This window comes from Rhodoferax sp. (genome assembly GCF_023701345.1).
In the GTDB taxonomy this organism is placed as follows: Bacteria; Pseudomonadota; Gammaproteobacteria; order Burkholderiales; family Burkholderiaceae_C; genus Rhodoferax.
Genome location: NZ_JAMPXE010000080.1, coordinates 1 through 15,860 on the forward strand (window position 1 = coordinate 1; position 15,860 = coordinate 15,860).

The window sequence follows — 15,860 nt, forward strand, 5'->3', positions numbered from 1 at the left end:
GAGCCTTTGGCGACTGCCAGAAAAGCCCCCATGCCGAGTTTTTCCACCTCTTTGTGGTTCATGACCTCGCATTTGATACGCGGCGATTTGGCCAGCGCCTGGGCTGCACGCGCCAGATGGCTGGGGGTGGCGTGATTGGCCGGGCGATTGGCCCATTCCTTGGCCAGTTCAATGCCATGCACGGTGGCCACGGTCCGGGCGAACGGTGCAGCCAGATCCGTGCCATGGGGCACACCGACCTTGACCTGCGCAATCGTGCGCACCTCGGCTTTGCTGACGGTGGTGGCATAGATATAACTGGCCGCAGCCAGGCTGGTCAGTGCCACATGGAGCGTCTGGTTGTCAGGAGCCTGGTCAAAACACAGGGTGATTTGTTTGGGCTTGGCTGATTTGATCAGGGCGATGGCAGCCGTCACGCCTTGGCGCACGTTGCTCGACTTGCCATCACCCAGCTGCACCAGCACCAGCCGAGCGCAAGCCAGCCCGGCGGGACGGTAGATGTCGAGCAGGCTGCCGGGCTTGTCTGCCAGGTCACCCGCCTTCAAAGCTTTGCCGATCAGGCTGGAGAGCGGATTTCTGCCGGCTTTGAACGTGGCCGACAGCAACATCAACAAAACATCACATTTTTCGTGGCCAGCTTGCGCGGCATCCAAATCCAGCAGTTCAAAGTTCATAATTCAGCCTTTCCTATTGACGCAATGTTATTCCATTCATCCTTACGCAAAGAGCTGTCCCGAAGTTTTGGTGCGACCCTGATTGTGCTGGTCACGGTGGTCATGACCATGACCCTGATCCGCACCCTGGGCCTGGCCTCGCGCGGCAGCTTCAACCCCTCAGACGTGTTTTTGGTCATGGGTTACACCGTGCTGGCTTACCTGCCCACGCTGTTGACGCTGGGCCTGTTCATTGCCATTATTTCAACCCTGACACGGATGTTTGTGGACAGCGAAATGGTGATCTGGCAGTCGAGCGGGCAGGGCCTGTTTTCCCTGGTTAAACCCTTGTTGCGGTTTGCCTGGCCGGTGTTTGCCGTGGTGGCAGGCCTGGCCTTGTTGATCCTGCCCTGGACCAATTTGCGCATTGAAGAGCTCAAAAACCAATACCAGCAGCGCGGCGATCTGGAGCGCGTAGAACCGGGCCGGTTCCAGGAATCCGCAGACGGGTCGCGGGTATTTTTTGTTGAAAAAGAAGCGTCGGGGAATCAGGTGGGTGCCAATGTCTTTATCGCCACCACGGACAAGGGCAAGGAAACCGTCACCTCGGCGCGCAGTGGGCGTGTTGAAAATCGGCCGGAAGGGCGGTTTTTGTTGCTCAACAACGGCCAGCGACTGGAGCGCACCACGGGTTCGCAAGACTTCAAGCTCAGCGAGTTTGAGCAATACGGGATCCAGATCGGTCAGGAAACCCTTGCCGACATGAATTACGTGCCTGTCAAAACCCGCACCACGACTGAGTTGCTCAAAGACCTGACGCCTGTGCATTGGGCAGAAATGTCGTGGCGACTGGGCCTGATCCTGGCTTCGTTCAATTTCGTGATCATCGGGGTCACGGTGTCGAGCGTCAATCCGCGCATGGGGCGCAGCAGCAACCTGGTTTTTGCCTTGTTTACTTTTGTACTTTATTACAACCTGCTCAGTTTGGGCCAAAACATGATTTCGTCCGGCAGGCTCACTTTTGCACCTGTGATGCTGGGCCTGCATGGCAGCGTTTTCGTGTTGGCGGTGCTGTTGCTCGCCAGGATCCATTACAACTTGCAGTGGCGCGAACTGTTGGTCTTGCTGCATTTGCGTCGCGGAGCCGCGTTGCCATGAGAACCATCCGTCGGCTGGTTTATTGGGAAATCCTCTACGCGGGGGCTTTTGTCATACTGGGTTTCCTGTCCCTGTTTTTCTTCTTCGATCTGGTCGAAGAAATCGAATCCCTGGGGCGCTACACGGCAACAGGTTACACGCTGACACACGCGCTGACCTATGTGTCCTTGCTCATCCCCACGCATCTCTATGAACTCATGCCCATAGCGGTGTTGATTGGCACGATTTATGTGATGGCACGACTGGCGCAGAGTTCCGAATTCACTATTTTGCGCACCAGTGGGCTGGGTCCGTGGCGCGCCCTCAGGTCACTGCTGATTTTGGGGCTGGGTTTTGTCATGTTTACTTTTGCCCTGGGCGATTACATTTCACCCATCGCAGACCGAACCGCCCAGTTGCTCAAGGCACGTTATACCGGGCGCATTACGGTCGGGCAGACGGGTGCCTGGCTCAAGGAAAGGCAGGATTACGGTCAGTACGCCGTCAATGTGGGTGAACTTGCGTCAGATGGTGTGTTGCACGACATCCGGATTTTTGAGTTTGACAACCGCGGTTTTATGTCGTCGATGATGCAGGCCCAATCGGCATCGGTGTCTGACGACGAGTCCTGGCAATTGCAACAGGTCAAGCGCACCGAGTTCCCGCCTGCCGGGGCCACAACAGCCAGCATCGAAGTTGCCCAGATAGCGTCTTTGCGCTGGCCTAATCAACTCAGCGCAGAAATGGTGTCAGCAGCGCTGCTCAAGCCGGAGCGTATGCGTACCATTGACCTGTTTCAATACATCCAGCATTTGCAAATCAACGCGCAGGCTGCGCAGCGCTACGAAATCGAGTTCTGGAAAAAGGTTTTTTACCCCTTGAGCTGTCTGGTCATGGTGGTGCTGGCTTTGCCTTTTGCTTATTTGCACTTTCGCTCGGGCAGCATCACCACCTACGTGTTTGGTGGTGTCATGGCCGGCATCAGTTTCTTTTTGCTCAATAACGTCTTTGGTTATATTGGGAATCTGCAAAACTGGCAGCCCTGGCTAACGGCGGCCATGCCTGGCATGATTTATTCAGTGGTGTCGCTCATGGCCTTTGGCTGGCTGGTGCTCAGGCGCTGAGGAAGAGCTGATTGATGTTTAACCCTTATTGAAGACCATTGACCTATGCAAGCAACGATCCTGTTTGGACATGGTTCGCGTGATCCCCTCTGGCGTGTCCCGATTGACATGGTTGCGCAGCGCATGCTGGCGATTGACCCGCAGTGCTGCGTTCGTTGCGCCTTCCTGGAGATTACCGCACCTGATCTGGCCAGCACGACGGCCGAACTGGTCGCATTGGGCGTCAGCAGCATCACCATCGTTCCCATGTTCCTGGGGGTCGGCCGGCATGCCCGCGAGGATTTGCCGCTGCTGGTGGCAGCGCTTCAGAACGACTATCCGGCGGTGCGGTTTTTGTTGCAACCCTCGGTGGGTGAAGATGCCCGTGTCGTTGATTTGCTGGCGCAGATTTCCCTGTCCGGCACAACTGCAAAGGACATGGCAGCGGCATGAACCTGCACCAATTCCGCTTTGTCCAGGAAGCCGTCCGGCGCAACCTCAACTTGACCGAGACTGCCAAGGCCTTGCACACCTCCCAACCCGGGGTGTCCAAAGCCATCATCGAGCTTGAGGAAGAACTTGGCATCGAGATTTTCGCGCGCCATGGCAAACGCCTGAAACGCATTACCGAGCCCGGCCAGCAGGTGCTCAAGAGCATTGAGTTGATCATGCGTGAAGTCACCAACCTCAAGCGCATTGGTGATGAGTTCAGTTCCGAGGACAGCGGCACCCTGTCGATCGCCACCACCCACACCCAGGCGCGTTATGTGTTGCCCGAACCCGTGGCCAAGTTGCGGCTGGCTTATCCCAAGGTCAATGTCAGCCTGCATCAGGGCTCGCCGACGCAGGTGGCGCAGATGCTGATGGACGAGGTGGCTGAAATCGGCATTGCCACCGAGTCGCTGGATGGTTTTGACGAACTCGTGAGCTTGCCCTGTTATGAATGGCAGCATGTGCTGGTGCTGCCGGTCGGGCATCCGCTGTCAGTCAAGGAGCACCTGACGCTCGAAGACATTGCCCACGAACCGCTGATCACCTACCACCCGTCCTACACCGGTCGCACCAAAATTGACCAAGCCTTTGCCACGCGCAAACTCGAACCCCGCATTGCGCTCGAAGCGATTGATTCGGACGTGATCAAGACCTATGTCAAGCTCGGGCTGGGGGTTGGCATCGCTGCCGAAATGTCGGTGCGTGATCTGGTGGACGGCGCTGCCACCCCCGATCTGGTGATCCGGCCGGCTGGTCAGCTGTTTGGTCAGAATGTGGCTCGTGTCGCCTTCAAGCGTGGCGCTTACCTGCGCAATTTTGTTTATCAATTTGCCGAACTGCTCAGTTCCCGCCTCACCCGCAACCTGGTCGCTCGCGCCATGACCGGACAAGTCAATGATTACGAGTTGTAAAACAAATGAGTTCTAGTTCTATTACCCTCCAAACCAAACTTCCCAACGTCGGCACCACCATCTTCACCGTCATGTCGGCCTTGGCCACAGAAAGAAATGCGGTCAATCTGGGCCAGGGTTTTCCGGACTTTGACTGCGACCCCAAGTTGGTCGATGCCGTCACCCAGGCCATGCAGCAGGGCAAAAACCAGTATCCGCCGATGACTGGCGTGCCGGTGCTGCGCGAAGCCGTGGCGGCCAAGATCGCTGCGCTTTACCACCGCCAATACAACGCAGCCACTGAGATCACCATCACGGCAGGCGCCACGCAGGCCATCCTGACGATCATTCTGGCGGTGGTGCACCCCGGCGACGAAGTGATTGTGCTGGAGCCCTGCTACGACAGCTATGTGCCCAACATCGAGCTTGCCGGCGGTGTCACGGTGCGCGTGCCCCTGACGCCTGGCAGCTTCCGCCCTGATTTCCAGAAAATTGCGGCGGCCATCACGCCCAGGACACGCGCCATCATCGTCAACTCGCCGCACAACCCCAGTGGCACGGTCTGGACGGCGGCCGAGATGCGGCAACTGGAGGCTTTGCTGGCGCCCAGCAACGTGCTGCTGATCAGCGACGAGGTATATGAACACATGGTTTTTGACGGCCAGAAGCACCAGAGTGCGGCCCTGTTTCCGGGCCTGGCAGAGCGTGCCTTTGTGGTGTCGAGTTTTGGCAAGACCTACCATGTCACTGGCTGGAAAGTGGGCTATGTGGCGGCCCCGGCGGCGTTCACGCATGAGTTTCGCAAGGTGCACCAGTTCAATGTGTTCACCGTCAACACCCCGGTGCAGTACGGCTTGGCGTCCTACATGGCGAATCAGGATGCCTACCTTCAGCTGCCCGACTTCTACCAGGAAAAGCGGGACTTGTTTCGGGCCGGGTTGAAAGACAGCAAGTTCAAGCTGTTGCCCTGCGAGGGCACCTATTTCCAGTGTGTCGACACCTCGCAGATCAATGACCTGAAGGAAGCCGATTTCTGCAAATGGCTCACCTCGGAGATCGGCGTGGCGGCCATTCCCCTGTCTGCTTTCTACGGTGCAGGCTTCGATCAGCAGGTGGTGCGTTTTTGTTTTGGCAAAAAAACAGCCACCTTGAACCAGGCACTGGAAAAATTGCAGCGGCTGTAGACGGGTGGCGAGACCGAAGTTTGGGGCATGACCCGCCGCAAATCTGCGGTGTGCCCTGCCAGCTTGGTTCAGCGCCTGTTCGGGTTTGGCATAAAGCTTGCGGTTCATCAATGTGAGCCAGGCAAAGGAGGGACACCATGTCTTCAGTACTTTGAACGAGGACTGATCATGAAAACCCCTGAAAAATTCGTTTATGTGTTTGGCAGCAGCCGCACCGAAGGCGCTGCCACCATGAAAAACCTGCTCGGTGGCAAGGGCGCCAACCTGGCCGAGATGTGCCGCCTGGGGATCACGGTGCCCTCGGGCTTCACCATCAGCACCGAGGCCTGCACCGCCTTCACCGAACAAGGCCGTGAGGCTGTTTTTGAGTTGATTCAGGGTGAAGTGCTGGCGGGCGTGAAGTTCCTCGAAGCAGAAATGGGCAAGACCTTTGGTGACGCCAGCGACCCCCTGCTGTTGTCGGTGCGCTCCGGTGCGCGGGCCTCCATGCCCGGCATGATGGACACCATTCTGAACCTGGGCCTGAACGACGAGGCCGTTTTAGGCCTGGCGAGCAAAACCAATAACGCGCGCTTTGCCTGGGACTCCTACCGTCGTTTTGTGCAGATGTACGGTGACGTGGTGATGGGCCTCAAGCCGGTTTCCAAGGAAGACCATGACCCGTTCGAAGTCATCATCGACATGGTGAAGGCGCAAAAAGGCGTGAAGCTCGACACCGACCTGGACGCCGACGACCTCAAGGAACTGGTGCAACGCTTCAAGTCGCTGATTCGCGCGCGCATCGGGCGCGACTTTCCCACCGACCCGTGGGAACAACTCTGGGGCGCGGTCTGGGCGGTGTTCGAGAGCTGGAACAACGAACGCGCCTGTGTTTACCGCGAGCTCAATGACATTCCGGCCTCCTGGGGCACGGCGGTGAACGTGCAGGTCATGGTGTTTGGCAACCTGGGTGACCACAGCGCCACCGGCGTGGCTTTTTCGCGCGATGCCGGCACCGGCGAGGATTTGTTCAACGGCGAGTTTCTGGTCAACGCCCAGGGCGAAGACGTGGTGGCGGGCATCCGCACGCCGCAGCAAGTGTCGCTGGTAGGCTCGCGGCGCTGGGCCGAACTGGCGCTGGTCAGCGAGGACGAGCGCCGCCTGCACTATCCCTCGCTGCAAGAGCTGATGCCGGACATTTACCAGCAGTTGCTGCATGCCGAAACCACGCTGGAAAACCACTTCAGGGACATGCAGGACATCGAGTTCACGATCCAGCAGGGCAAGCTCTGGATGCTGCAAACCCGCAATGGCAAGCGCACCGGTTCGGCCATGGTGCGTATTGCCATGGAGATGCTGCAACAAGGCATGATCGACGAGAAAACAGCGCTGCAGCGCGTCGCCCCCGAGCGCCTCAATGAACTCCTGCACCCCATTTTTGACCCCGCGGCACTGAAGGCGGCGGTGATATTGGCGCGCGGTCTGCCGGCCTCGCCCGGTGCCGCCACCGGTCAGATCGTGTTCCATGCCGATGAAGCGGAAACCTGGGCCAAGGCCGGCAAGGACGTGATTCTGGTGCGCCAGGAAACCTCCCCGGAAGACCTGCGCGGCATGAGTGTGGCCCGGGGCATTCTGACGGCGCGTGGTGGCATGACATCGCACGCCGCGGTGGTGGCACGCGGCATGGGCAAGTGCTGTGTTTCGGGCGCGGGTGCGGTCCATGTGGACCTGAAGGCCCGCACCATGAGCATCGGCGAAGCGGTTTACCACGAGGGCGACTGGATTTCGCTCGATGGTTCCGCCGGCGAGATGTATGCGGGGAAAATCGCCACCAAGGACGCCGAGTTGAGCGGCGATTTTGGCAAGCTCATGGCCTTGACCGACAAGTACAAGCGCCTGGACATCCGCGCCAATGCTGACACCCCGGACGAGGCCCGGGTGGCGCGCAATTTTGGCGCCACCGGCATCGGCCTGTGCCGCACCGAGCACATGTTTTTTGAGGGCGCGCGCATTCTGGCGGTGCGTGAAATGATTCTGGCTGACAACGAGGCGGGTCGTCGCAAGGCCCTGGCCAAGCTGCTGCCCATGCAACGCGGCGACTTTGAGGGGCTGTTCCGCGAAATGCACGACCTGCCGGTCACCATCCGCCTGCTCGATCCACCGCTGCATGAGTTTTTGCCGCATGACGAAGCCAACCAGCGCGCCATGGCCGCAGAGATGGGCGTGTCGCTGGGCAAAATCAGGATGCGGGTCGAAGAGCTGCATGAATTCAACCCGATGATGGGGCATCGCGGTTGCCGCCTCGGCATCAGCTACCCCGAAATCACCGAGATGCAGGCCCGCGCCGTCTTTGAAGCGGCGCTCAACGTGCGTGCCGCGGGCATCCACGTCAAGACCGAGATCATGGTGCCGCTGGTGGGGACGGTGCGCGAGTTCAATGCCCAGGCCGACGTCATTCGGCGCACCGCGGCCACCGTCTTTGCCGAGCGCGGCGAAACACTCGATTACCTGTTGGGTTCCATGATCGAGACCCCGCGCGGTGCGCTGATGGCCGACAGTATTGCCCTGGAGGCCGAGTTTTTCTCGTTTGGCACCAATGACCTGACGCAGATGACACTGGGTTTCTCACGCGACGATGCCGGAAAATTCCTGCCCGAGTACCTCAAGCGTGGCATATACGAGCATGACCCGTTTCGCTCCATCGACCAGAAAGGTGTGGGTGCGCTGGTTCAGATGGCGGTTGAAAAAGGCCGTAGCGTGCGCCCAAATCTCGAAGTGGGCGTGTGTGGCGAGCATGGCGGTGACCCGGTGTCGGTGGGGTTTTTTCACCAGGCAGGGCTGGATTATGTGAGTTGTTCGCCGTACCGTGTGCCAATTGCGCGGCTGGCGGCCGCCCAGGCGGCTATCGCGTCGTAGGCGTGTCAGTGGCGTAAGGCGTTCAAGGCCTTGGCCAGACTGGCTTCCACCGGCCAGGGCTCGGCGCCCCAGCGCGCGGCCAGCAGGTCGGCGCACAGCACCGAAAAACTCAAACCCCGCGAACCCAGCCCGGCGCAGATCCATAAACCGGGTGCGTCCGACGTCTCCAGGGGGCCGACGGCAGGCAAGCGGTCGGTGGTGATGCAGCGGGTGTTTTTCCAGCTATGCAGCGCGCCGGACTCGAATCTTTGCTGTAACTGTTGGGCCAGTTCAGGCAGCAAGGGCTGCAAATGTTGCCAGTTGCGGAGGTGGTTGTCTTGGTCTGGTCGCTCGGGCTGGCTGTCAGGCTGGTAGGACGAGCCCATGAACCAGGCGGTTCCGCCTTCCATAGGGACCCGCGGCACCATACTGCCCGAGCCATTGACCGGATGCGGTGGGAAAACTGCCTTGCCGGTGTCGTCGTGCATGGCCCAACTCAGCAGGCCGCGCATGCCATGTATGGCGGGAAGCCTGGCCAAGTCCGGGGCGCGCTGCGGCTTGTCCAACTCCAGGCGTTGCAGCAACGTTGCAGCGCCGCAGGCATTGGCCAGCACCACACGTCCGGCACAGCACAGGACCTGACCATGTGCATCCAGCAATTCCCAGGCGCCATCGCGCTGGCGCAGTTGGGCCACTTCTGCCTTGCCCATGAACGTGATGCCGGGTTGACTGAGCCAGGCCCGCACCAATTGAGCGGGCTTGAGCCAGGCCGCCTGCGGGTGCCAGATGTCTTGCGTGGTGATGTGTTTGTTACCAATATCGCGTTCCAGTACCCCGGTCGGTGCCCAGTCCTGGCCTGCCACCAGCAGGCTGCGGGCCTGTTGCAGCATCAGGCGCACGCCGCTGCGCGACAGCCTGGAAAGCGCACAGTCGTCGGCTGAGACATGGGGCACGACCAGGCCAACCGGCAGGCCGGAGGCACCAGCGGCCGGAGCCTCGGCACGGTCCAGCACGGTCACCTGCCAGCCGCGCCGTGCCAGCGCTGCTGCCACACTGGCTCCTGCCAAACCCGCGCCGATGACGGCACAGGTGCCCGGGGGGAAAGCCGTTGCCATGGCATTTTGGCGGGTGTTTTTCAGGGCCCAGTGCGGGTTGAAGCTGGCCTCGAGCGTAGCGGGTGCCGGGCTGGCACTGGAAACTGCCGGTGTTTTGATGTCAAAACCACATTGCGATAAATGGCGGCCGGCAGTCGACAAGGCGTCAGCAGTCGGAGCCCGGACGACCAGACCGGTGCCACGGCGGCAGCAGCGTGCCAGCGCCTTGATGGTCCAAAGCGCGTCGGCGTCGGCCTCAGGTACATGCAGCGCCACTGTGTCTGCTTCAAACTGTTGCTGGCGCAGCAAGCCCAGAGTGTCACCCACACACAGCGTCAGCACGACCTGGCCTTGGTCCAGTAAAAAACGGTGAAAACCCGGCTGCAAGCCAAACCATTGGCTGGCCAGCACTTGCGCCAACAGGATCAGCGCCGGATCTTTGCCTGCGCCACCTGATAACTCCGGGCCGGTGGGGGACGCTTGCGTCAACGCGACATAGTGCAACAGGCGCGAACGCTGTGGGTCGGTGCGCCAGGCTTGCCAGCTTTCGAAAAAACGCTTGCCCTGCTCAAACCGCGTGTCAAGCATGCGCCAGCAAGCCAGCCCTTGCCACGCGTTTGCAGGGTCTTTGTCCAGGGTTGTTGGCTGCGGCTTTTCTGGCTTAACCGCCATGGTGTAGGGTTATTCCTTGGGCGGCACATAGCCCTGTGCGGCATCGGCGCCACCACCAAAAAAGTGGTTTTCCATTTGCCGGGCCAGGTATTGACGGGCACGCGCGTCGGCCAGATTCAGGCGGTTTTCATTGACCAGCATGGTTTGGTGCTTGAGCCAGTCGGCCCAAGCCTGCTTGCTGACGCTTTGCCAGATGCGCTTGCCCAATTCCCCAGGATAGGGTGGAAAGTCGAGCCCTTCGGATTCAGTGCCCAATTTGATGCAGTTCACAGTGCGCGCCATAACGATCTTTCAAGGATGGAGTCAAAGCATGCAACTGTAGCAAGGTTTTTCATCATGCGCGCACCTGCGTTAAAATCCAGCACATGTCAAAAGCAGATACCAAAACCAAAATCGTGGCCGATGGCCTGCGTTACAAATCCAAAGTGTCAGGTTCGCCTTTCACTGCCGCTACCTCATTTGGTGCCGCGACCATGTCGTGTTTCCTGTGTGGCAAGCACCGCGCACGATCCCAGATGGTCTCCAAGAAAATTTTGGGCAAGTCCCAGGCCGTTTGTTCGCCCTCTTGCAAGGCGCTTGATGAAGCGTCCAAGTAAGAGGGTTTGAACACATGCTGAACGGATTCCTGGTGCTTCTGGACAACGCGCCCCGGCGTGTTTTTGCATCTTTGAGTGTCACCTGTCTGGCCATGCTGGCTTTCGGCCTGTATTTGCAGCATAGCCAGGGGCTGGAACCCTGCCCAATGTGCATCGTCCAGCGCTATGCGCTGTTTTCAGTCGCGATCATTGCCGGCTTGCTCAGTGCGAGTGGCCGTCAGCGCGTCCATTTTTGGGGCTCGTTTGTCTTGTTGCTGGCAGCCGGTTTTGGCGCTTTTGTGGCGGCACGGCAAAGCTGGTTGCAGTGGTACCCGCCCGAGGTGGCCACCTGCGGCCGAGACTTCTACGGCATGATCGAAAACTTTCCGCTGAACCGTGCCATTCCCATGATCTTCAAGGGAAGTGGCGACTGTGCAGCCATTGACTGGACGTTTTTGGGGGGCTCCATCGCCAACTGGGCATTTGTTATCTTCTGTCTCGTGTTGGTGCTGGCCAGCCTGGTGATCTGGCGCAAGCGCTAAATAGTTGGGGTCAGAGCACGTCACTGCGTGAGTGGTCTGACCCGCAAAGCTGTTAGATCGGCAAAGCGTCAAAAGATTCGTAGCTTTTGCGCAGCCAGTTCTTGACGCGCTGGCGTTCCAGCAGACCCAGCGCATCGTCTTCCGACCGGTTGTGGATGGCGGCCCAGAAACTGGCGTTCTGGCGGTCAATTTTGCGCATGCTGGCTTCGTGCAACTGCGCCAGGGTGACGATTCTGGCGCCCATCTCCAGCGCTCTGGCCGTGGCAGGTGACGCCTCCAGTTGCGAGAAGTCGGTGCCGCGCCCCAGGTTCTTGACAATCAGGTAATTGGGTCCGGCACCATAGGCATCCAGCAGCCGGTCCAGCAGGTCCACCGAATCCTTGCCGGCGTCGGCCACATGCCAGAAGTTCACCGCAACCCCCATGTCGGCCAGCAGGCTCAGCAGGTCGGAATCTTTGATCCAGCGTGTCAGCGGTGCCGCCGTCTGTGCTGCCAGATCGACGATCACGCGCGGTGTTTCACCTTCGTTCACGTTCTCGAACACGCTCACCACCCGGTCCAGTCCCTCGTAGCTGTCCACCAGCACCGGCGCGGCGTAGTCGGCATAAAAGCGGGTGAATGAGGTGTGGGAGCGATCGGTGTCAAAGCCCATGAAGGGCAGGTCTTTGTCGATCAGGTACTGGGCCAGCAGGCGCGCCACCACCGATTTGCCAACACCACCTTTTTCGCCGCCAATGAAATTGAGAGAACTCATGATTTTCCTGTTTGTATGAAAGTTTTAAGCACGATGGACATCACTTGGGGGCAAGCAAGAGTCGTGCTAAAAATGGTGCAGATGCACCTTTTCAGGTGATTTTCTTGACCAGTACCTGGCTTTTGCGGTCCCAGTTGTACTTGCGCTTGCGGGCTTCGGGCAGCCAGTCGGCATCGACCTGGACAAAACCGCGTTTCAGGAACCAGTGCATGGTGCGCGTGGTCAGGACAAAAATACTGTCGAGCCCGGCCAGCTTGGCACGCTGTTCGATGCGTTTGAGCACGCGTTCGCCGTCACCCTGGCTTTGCACCTGCGGCGATACCGTGAGGGCGGCCATTTCGCCGGTGCGTGCTTCGGGGTAGGCGTAGAGCGCAGCGCAGGCAAAAATGACGCCGTCGTGCTCGATCACGGTGTACAGGCCCACGTCACGCTCTATTTCGGTGCGGCTGCGTTTGACCAGGGTGCCGTCATTCTCGAACGGCTCAATCAGTTGCAGGATGCCGCCGACATCGTCCACCGAGGCTTCGCGCAGACTCTCCAGCTTTTCATCGACCACCATGGTGCCAATGCCGTCGTGCACATAGACTTCCAGCAGGATCGAGCCGTCCACCGCAAACGGAATAATGTGGCTGCGCTCGACGCCACCTTTGCAGGCCTTCACGCAGTGCTGCAAATAAAAGCCTGTGTCGCTGGGCGTGTTGGCGCTGGGCAAATCGGCCAGCATTTTTTCAGCGGCAGCCAGCGGCAGCTCGGTGTCGATCGGGTTGTCCTCACTCACCGGCAGGTCCACCTGGGTGGCAATGCCGGGGATTTCGGTGACAAAAATCAGTTTGTCGGCCTGCAGGGCCGTGGCGACCGAGGTGGCCACTTCTTCCATGGTCAGGTTGAAGGCCTCGCCGGTGGGCGAAAAACCGAACGGCGACATCAGCACCAGCGCGCCCATGTCGAGCGAGCGCATGATGCCCGCAGTGTCGATCTTGCGCACCACGCCCGAGTGCTGAAAGTCCACGCCGTCGACGATGCCCACCGGGCGCGCCGTCAAAAAGTTGCCCGAGATCACCCGCACCGTGGCCCCGGCCATGGGGGTGTTGGGCAGGCCCTGGCTGAACGCGGCCTCGATCTCGTAGCGCAACTGGCCGGCGGCTTCCTGCGCACAATCGAGCGCCACCTCGTCGGTGATGCGGATGCCTCTGGAATATCGCGGCGTATGGCCCTTGGCCTTGAGCTGTTCGTTCACCTGCGGGCGAAAACCGTGCACCAGCACCACCTTGACACCCATGCTCTGGATCAGCGCCAGGTCTTGCGCCAGGTTGGGCAATTTGCCGGCGGCAATTGCCTCGCCACACACCCCAACCACAAAGGTCTGGTGCCGAAACTTGTGAATATAAGGTGCCACCGAGCGGAACCAGGGCACAAAGGTGAAGTTGAAGACGGATGGCATGTCGGCGGGCTGAAGTGAAAAGGGTTGGGATAATCACCGATTCTCTACGAAGTTATTGCCTTGACTGCTACACCCCTGAAAATCGAGTTTCCCGAATCGCTGCCGGTCTCCGCCAGGCGCGACGAGATCATGGCCGCCATGCTGGCGCACCAGGTCATCATTGTCTGTGGCGAAACCGGCTCGGGCAAAACCACCCAGTTGCCCAAGATCGCCCTGGCGCTGGGGCGCGGCAAGCTCAACTATCCGTTGCAAAACCCCGATGGCACGCGCGCGCCGCCGGGCAAGCTGATCGGCCACACCCAGCCGCGCCGCATTGCCGCCAGCAGCGTGGCCAAGCGCATCGCCGAAGAACTGCACACCACGCTGGGCGACGTGGTCGGTTTCAAGGTGCGGTTTCAGGACCGCTTGAGCCGTGACAGCTCGGTCAAGCTGATGACCGACGGCATTTTGCTGGCTGAAACACAAACCGACCCACTGCTCAAAGCCTACGACACCATCATCATCGACGAGGCGCACGAGCGTTCCCTGAACATCGATTTTTTGCTGGGTTACCTGCGCCAGATCCTGCCGCGCCGCCCGGACCTGAAAGTGGTGGTGACCTCGGCCACGATTGACGCCGAGCGCTTTGCCGAGCATTTTGGGTCACGCAAGGGACCGGCGCCGATCATCATGGTGTCGGGGCGCATGTTTCCGGTCGAACAGCGTTACCGCCCCTTTGAAGAAGCGCGTGACTACGATTTGAACAACGCCATCGCCGATGCGGTTGACGAGCTTTGGCGCGATGCCCACAACAGCGGCGACATCCTGGTGTTTTTGCCGGGCGAGCGCGAGATCCGCGAAGCCGCTGACCACCTGCGGGGCCACCTGAGCCATCAGCCCATCTTTCGGGGTGCCGAGGTGCTGCCGCTGTTTGCCCGCCTGAGCCAGGCCGAGCAGGACCGCATTTTTGACGGCCATACCGGGCGCCGTATTGTGCTGGCCACCAATGTCGCCGAAACCTCGCTCACGGTGCCGGGCATTCGCTACGTGATCGACGCGGGCACCGCGCGCATGAAGCGCTACAGTTTCCGAAGCAAGGTCGAACAATTGCTGGTGGAGCCCATCAGCCAGAGTTCGGCCAACCAGCGCGCCGGGCGCTGCGGCCGGGTGGCGAACGGCATTTGCATCCGGCTCTATGACGAAAAAGATTTCAACAGCCGCCCCAAATTTACCGACCCCGAAATTCTGCGTTCATCACTTGCGGGTGTGATCCTGCGCATGAAATCGCTGCACCTGGGCGTGGTCGAAGATTTTCCGTTCATCGAAAAACCCTCGGGCCGCGCCATAGCCGACGGTTACCAGTTACTCAACGAACTCGGCGCCGTGGATGACGCCAATGAATTGACGGCCACCGGCCAGGAGCTGGCCAAATTGCCGCTTGATCCGCGCGTGGGCCGCATGATTCTGGAGGCGCGCAGTCGGGAGGCGCTTGACGAGGTGCTGGTCATTGCCTCGGCGCTGTCGGTGCAGGACGTGCGCGACCGGCCCATGGAAGCGCAGCAGCAGGCCGACCAGGCGCACGCCAAGTTTGACGATGAAAAGAGCGAGTTCAGCGGTTACCTGAGGCTGTGGAAGTGGATCAACGATGGCAAGGGCGGGGAAGGGCAGCACAAGCTCTCCAACCGCCAATATGAACAGTTGCTGCGGCAAAACTTCGTCAGCATGCGCCGTGTGCGCGAGTGGCGCGACATCCATTCGCAGTTGCACACCGTGGTGGCCGAGCACAAATGGCGCCTGAACACGCTGCCGGCCAGCTACGAGCAATTGCACCTGTCGATGCTCGCGGGGCTGCTCGGCAACATTGGCTACAAGCTGGAAACTGAAGGCGGTGGCGGCGGTGAGTACCTGGGCGCGCGCGGCATCAAGTTTTACCCGCATCCTGGCGCCCATCTGGTCAAGAAGCCGGGGCGCTGGATTGTGGCGGCCGAACTGGTCGAGACCACGCGCCTGTTTGGCCGCGGCATTGCCGCCATCGAGCCGCAGTGGCTGGAGCAGGTGGGTGGCCATTTGCTGAAGAAACAGCTGCTCGATCCGCATTGGGAAAAGAAGTCGGCCGAGGTCAATGCGCTGGAGCGCGCCACGCTCTATGGCATCGTGGTGTACAGCGGCCGCCGCGTCAATTACGGCCGGGTCGACCTGGTCGGCGCCCGTGAAATTTTCATTCGCGAGGCGCTGGTGAACGGCCAGTGGGACTGCAAGTGGCCGTTTCTTGAGGCCAACCTTAAATTGATCAAACAGGTCGAAGACCTGGAGCACAAGGCGCGACGGCAGGACGTGTTGGTGGACGACGAACTGATCTATGCCTTTTACGACCAGCAGTTGCCCGCCGACGTTTGCAGCGGCTACAGCTTTGATGCCTGGTACCGCGACGCCTGCAAAAAGCCCGAGTACCTGATGCCGATGCCGGTGC

At 59.9% G+C, this 15,860-nt stretch carries 14 protein-coding genes; 9 read left to right on the forward strand and 5 right to left on the reverse strand.

Annotation, left to right across the window (positions count from 1 at the left end):
* Positions 1 to 674, reverse strand: a 674-nt coding sequence (locus NDI87_RS11570; protein ID WP_296275372.1) for a M17 family peptidase N-terminal domain-containing protein, incomplete at its 3' end; no start/stop codon positions are given.
* 24 nt (positions 675 to 698) lie between these two features.
* Here NDI87_RS11570 and lptF point away from each other — a divergent pair.
* From lptF to ppdK, 6 genes are all read left to right on the forward strand, one after another.
* Entirely contained in the window at positions 699 to 1,811 is a 1,113-nt protein-coding gene (gene lptF / locus NDI87_RS11575) for an LPS export ABC transporter permease LptF (protein ID WP_296275373.1), read from the forward strand.
* Positions 1,808 to 2,914: an LPS export ABC transporter permease LptG gene (lptG, locus tag NDI87_RS11580; RefSeq protein WP_296275374.1), complete on the forward strand. Its 1,107-nt coding sequence runs from the start codon at positions 1,808 to 1,810 to the stop codon at positions 2,912 to 2,914. The genes lptF and lptG overlap by 4 nt, the downstream gene beginning before the upstream one ends.
* 45 nt (positions 2,915 to 2,959) lie before the next feature.
* Positions 2,960 to 3,346 (forward strand): CbiX/SirB N-terminal domain-containing protein, encoded by a 387-nt coding sequence (locus NDI87_RS11585; RefSeq protein WP_296275375.1) that lies wholly within the window; start codon positions 2,960 to 2,962, stop codon positions 3,344 to 3,346.
* A complete protein-coding gene (locus tag NDI87_RS11590; protein WP_296275377.1) occupies positions 3,343 to 4,296 on the forward strand; it encodes a CysB family HTH-type transcriptional regulator in 954 nt (317 codons plus the stop codon). Before NDI87_RS11585 ends, NDI87_RS11590 begins: the two co-directional genes overlap by 4 nt.
* 5 nt (positions 4,297 to 4,301) lie before the next feature.
* The gene (locus tag NDI87_RS11595) at positions 4,302 to 5,459 is read left to right on the forward strand and encodes a pyridoxal phosphate-dependent aminotransferase (protein WP_296275378.1); all 1,158 of its coding nucleotides are present in this window, start codon (positions 4,302 to 4,304) and stop codon (positions 5,457 to 5,459) included.
* 168 nt (positions 5,460 to 5,627) lie between these two features.
* Positions 5,628 to 8,354, forward strand: a complete 2,727-nt coding sequence (gene ppdK / locus NDI87_RS11600) for a pyruvate, phosphate dikinase (RefSeq protein ID WP_296275379.1) — start codon at positions 5,628 to 5,630, stop codon at positions 8,352 to 8,354.
* Between the two features lie 5 nt (positions 8,355 to 8,359).
* On the opposite strand, the gene NDI87_RS11605 is transcribed toward ppdK, so the two are convergent.
* Together NDI87_RS11605 and NDI87_RS11610 are read right to left on the reverse strand one after the other, a co-directional pair.
* A complete protein-coding gene (locus tag NDI87_RS11605) occupies positions 8,360 to 10,099 on the reverse strand; it encodes an FAD-dependent oxidoreductase (protein ID WP_296275380.1) in 1,740 nt (579 codons plus the stop codon).
* A 9-nt stretch (positions 10,100 to 10,108) separates the two neighbouring features.
* Entirely contained in the window at positions 10,109 to 10,381 is a 273-nt protein-coding gene (locus NDI87_RS11610; protein ID WP_296275381.1) for an oxidative damage protection protein, read from the reverse strand.
* 83 nt (positions 10,382 to 10,464) lie between these two features.
* On the opposite strand from NDI87_RS11610, the gene NDI87_RS11615 reads away from it, so the two are divergent.
* Complete coding sequence (locus tag NDI87_RS11615) at positions 10,465 to 10,695, forward strand: hypothetical protein (protein WP_296161316.1); 231 nt, start codon at positions 10,465 to 10,467, stop codon at positions 10,693 to 10,695.
* Positions 10,696 to 10,709: 14 nt separating this feature from the next.
* Positions 10,710 to 11,216 (forward strand): disulfide bond formation protein B, encoded by a 507-nt coding sequence (locus NDI87_RS11620; RefSeq protein WP_296275382.1) that lies wholly within the window; start codon positions 10,710 to 10,712, stop codon positions 11,214 to 11,216.
* Positions 11,217 to 11,268: 52 nt separating this feature from the next.
* On the opposite strand, the gene NDI87_RS11625 is transcribed toward NDI87_RS11620, so the two are convergent.
* Both NDI87_RS11625 and argA read right to left on the reverse strand, forming a co-directional pair.
* Complete coding sequence (locus tag NDI87_RS11625; protein WP_296275383.1) at positions 11,269 to 11,970, reverse strand: mobilization protein; 702 nt, start codon at positions 11,968 to 11,970, stop codon at positions 11,269 to 11,271.
* A gap of 91 nt (positions 11,971 to 12,061) precedes the next feature.
* Positions 12,062 to 13,411 (reverse strand): amino-acid N-acetyltransferase, encoded by a 1,350-nt coding sequence (gene argA, locus NDI87_RS11630; protein WP_296275384.1) that lies wholly within the window; start codon positions 13,409 to 13,411, stop codon positions 12,062 to 12,064.
* Between the two features lie 129 nt (positions 13,412 to 13,540).
* On the opposite strand from argA, the gene hrpA reads away from it, so the two are divergent.
* On the forward strand, positions 13,541 to 15,860 hold a 2,320-nt coding region (gene hrpA, locus NDI87_RS11635), incomplete at its 3' end, for an ATP-dependent RNA helicase HrpA (protein WP_296275385.1).

Bases quoted from the DNA above. Each gene is read 5' to 3' on its own strand.
- lptF (WP_296275373.1), top strand. From the start codon at position 699: ATGTTATTCCATTCATCCTTACGCAAAGAGCTGTCCCGAAGTTTTGGT.
- lptG (WP_296275374.1), top strand. From the start codon at position 1,808: ATGAGAACCATCCGTCGGCTGGTTTATTGGGAAATCCTCTACGCGGGG.
- NDI87_RS11585 (WP_296275375.1), top strand. From the start codon at position 2,960: ATGCAAGCAACGATCCTGTTTGGACATGGTTCGCGTGATCCCCTCTGG.
- NDI87_RS11590 (WP_296275377.1), top strand. From the start codon at position 3,343: ATGAACCTGCACCAATTCCGCTTTGTCCAGGAAGCCGTCCGGCGCAAC.
- NDI87_RS11595 (WP_296275378.1), top strand. From the start codon at position 4,302: ATGAGTTCTAGTTCTATTACCCTCCAAACCAAACTTCCCAACGTCGGC.
- ppdK (WP_296275379.1), top strand. From the start codon at position 5,628: ATGAAAACCCCTGAAAAATTCGTTTATGTGTTTGGCAGCAGCCGCACC.
- NDI87_RS11605 (WP_296275380.1), bottom strand. From the start codon at position 10,099: ATGGCGGTTAAGCCAGAAAAGCCGCAGCCAACAACCCTGGACAAAGAC.
- NDI87_RS11610 (WP_296275381.1), bottom strand. From the start codon at position 10,381: ATGGCGCGCACTGTGAACTGCATCAAATTGGGCACTGAATCCGAAGGG.
- NDI87_RS11615 (WP_296161316.1), top strand. From the start codon at position 10,465: ATGTCAAAAGCAGATACCAAAACCAAAATCGTGGCCGATGGCCTGCGT.
- NDI87_RS11620 (WP_296275382.1), top strand. From the start codon at position 10,710: ATGCTGAACGGATTCCTGGTGCTTCTGGACAACGCGCCCCGGCGTGTT.
- NDI87_RS11625 (WP_296275383.1), bottom strand. From the start codon at position 11,970: ATGAGTTCTCTCAATTTCATTGGCGGCGAAAAAGGTGGTGTTGGCAAA.
- argA (WP_296275384.1), bottom strand. From the start codon at position 13,411: ATGCCATCCGTCTTCAACTTCACCTTTGTGCCCTGGTTCCGCTCGGTG.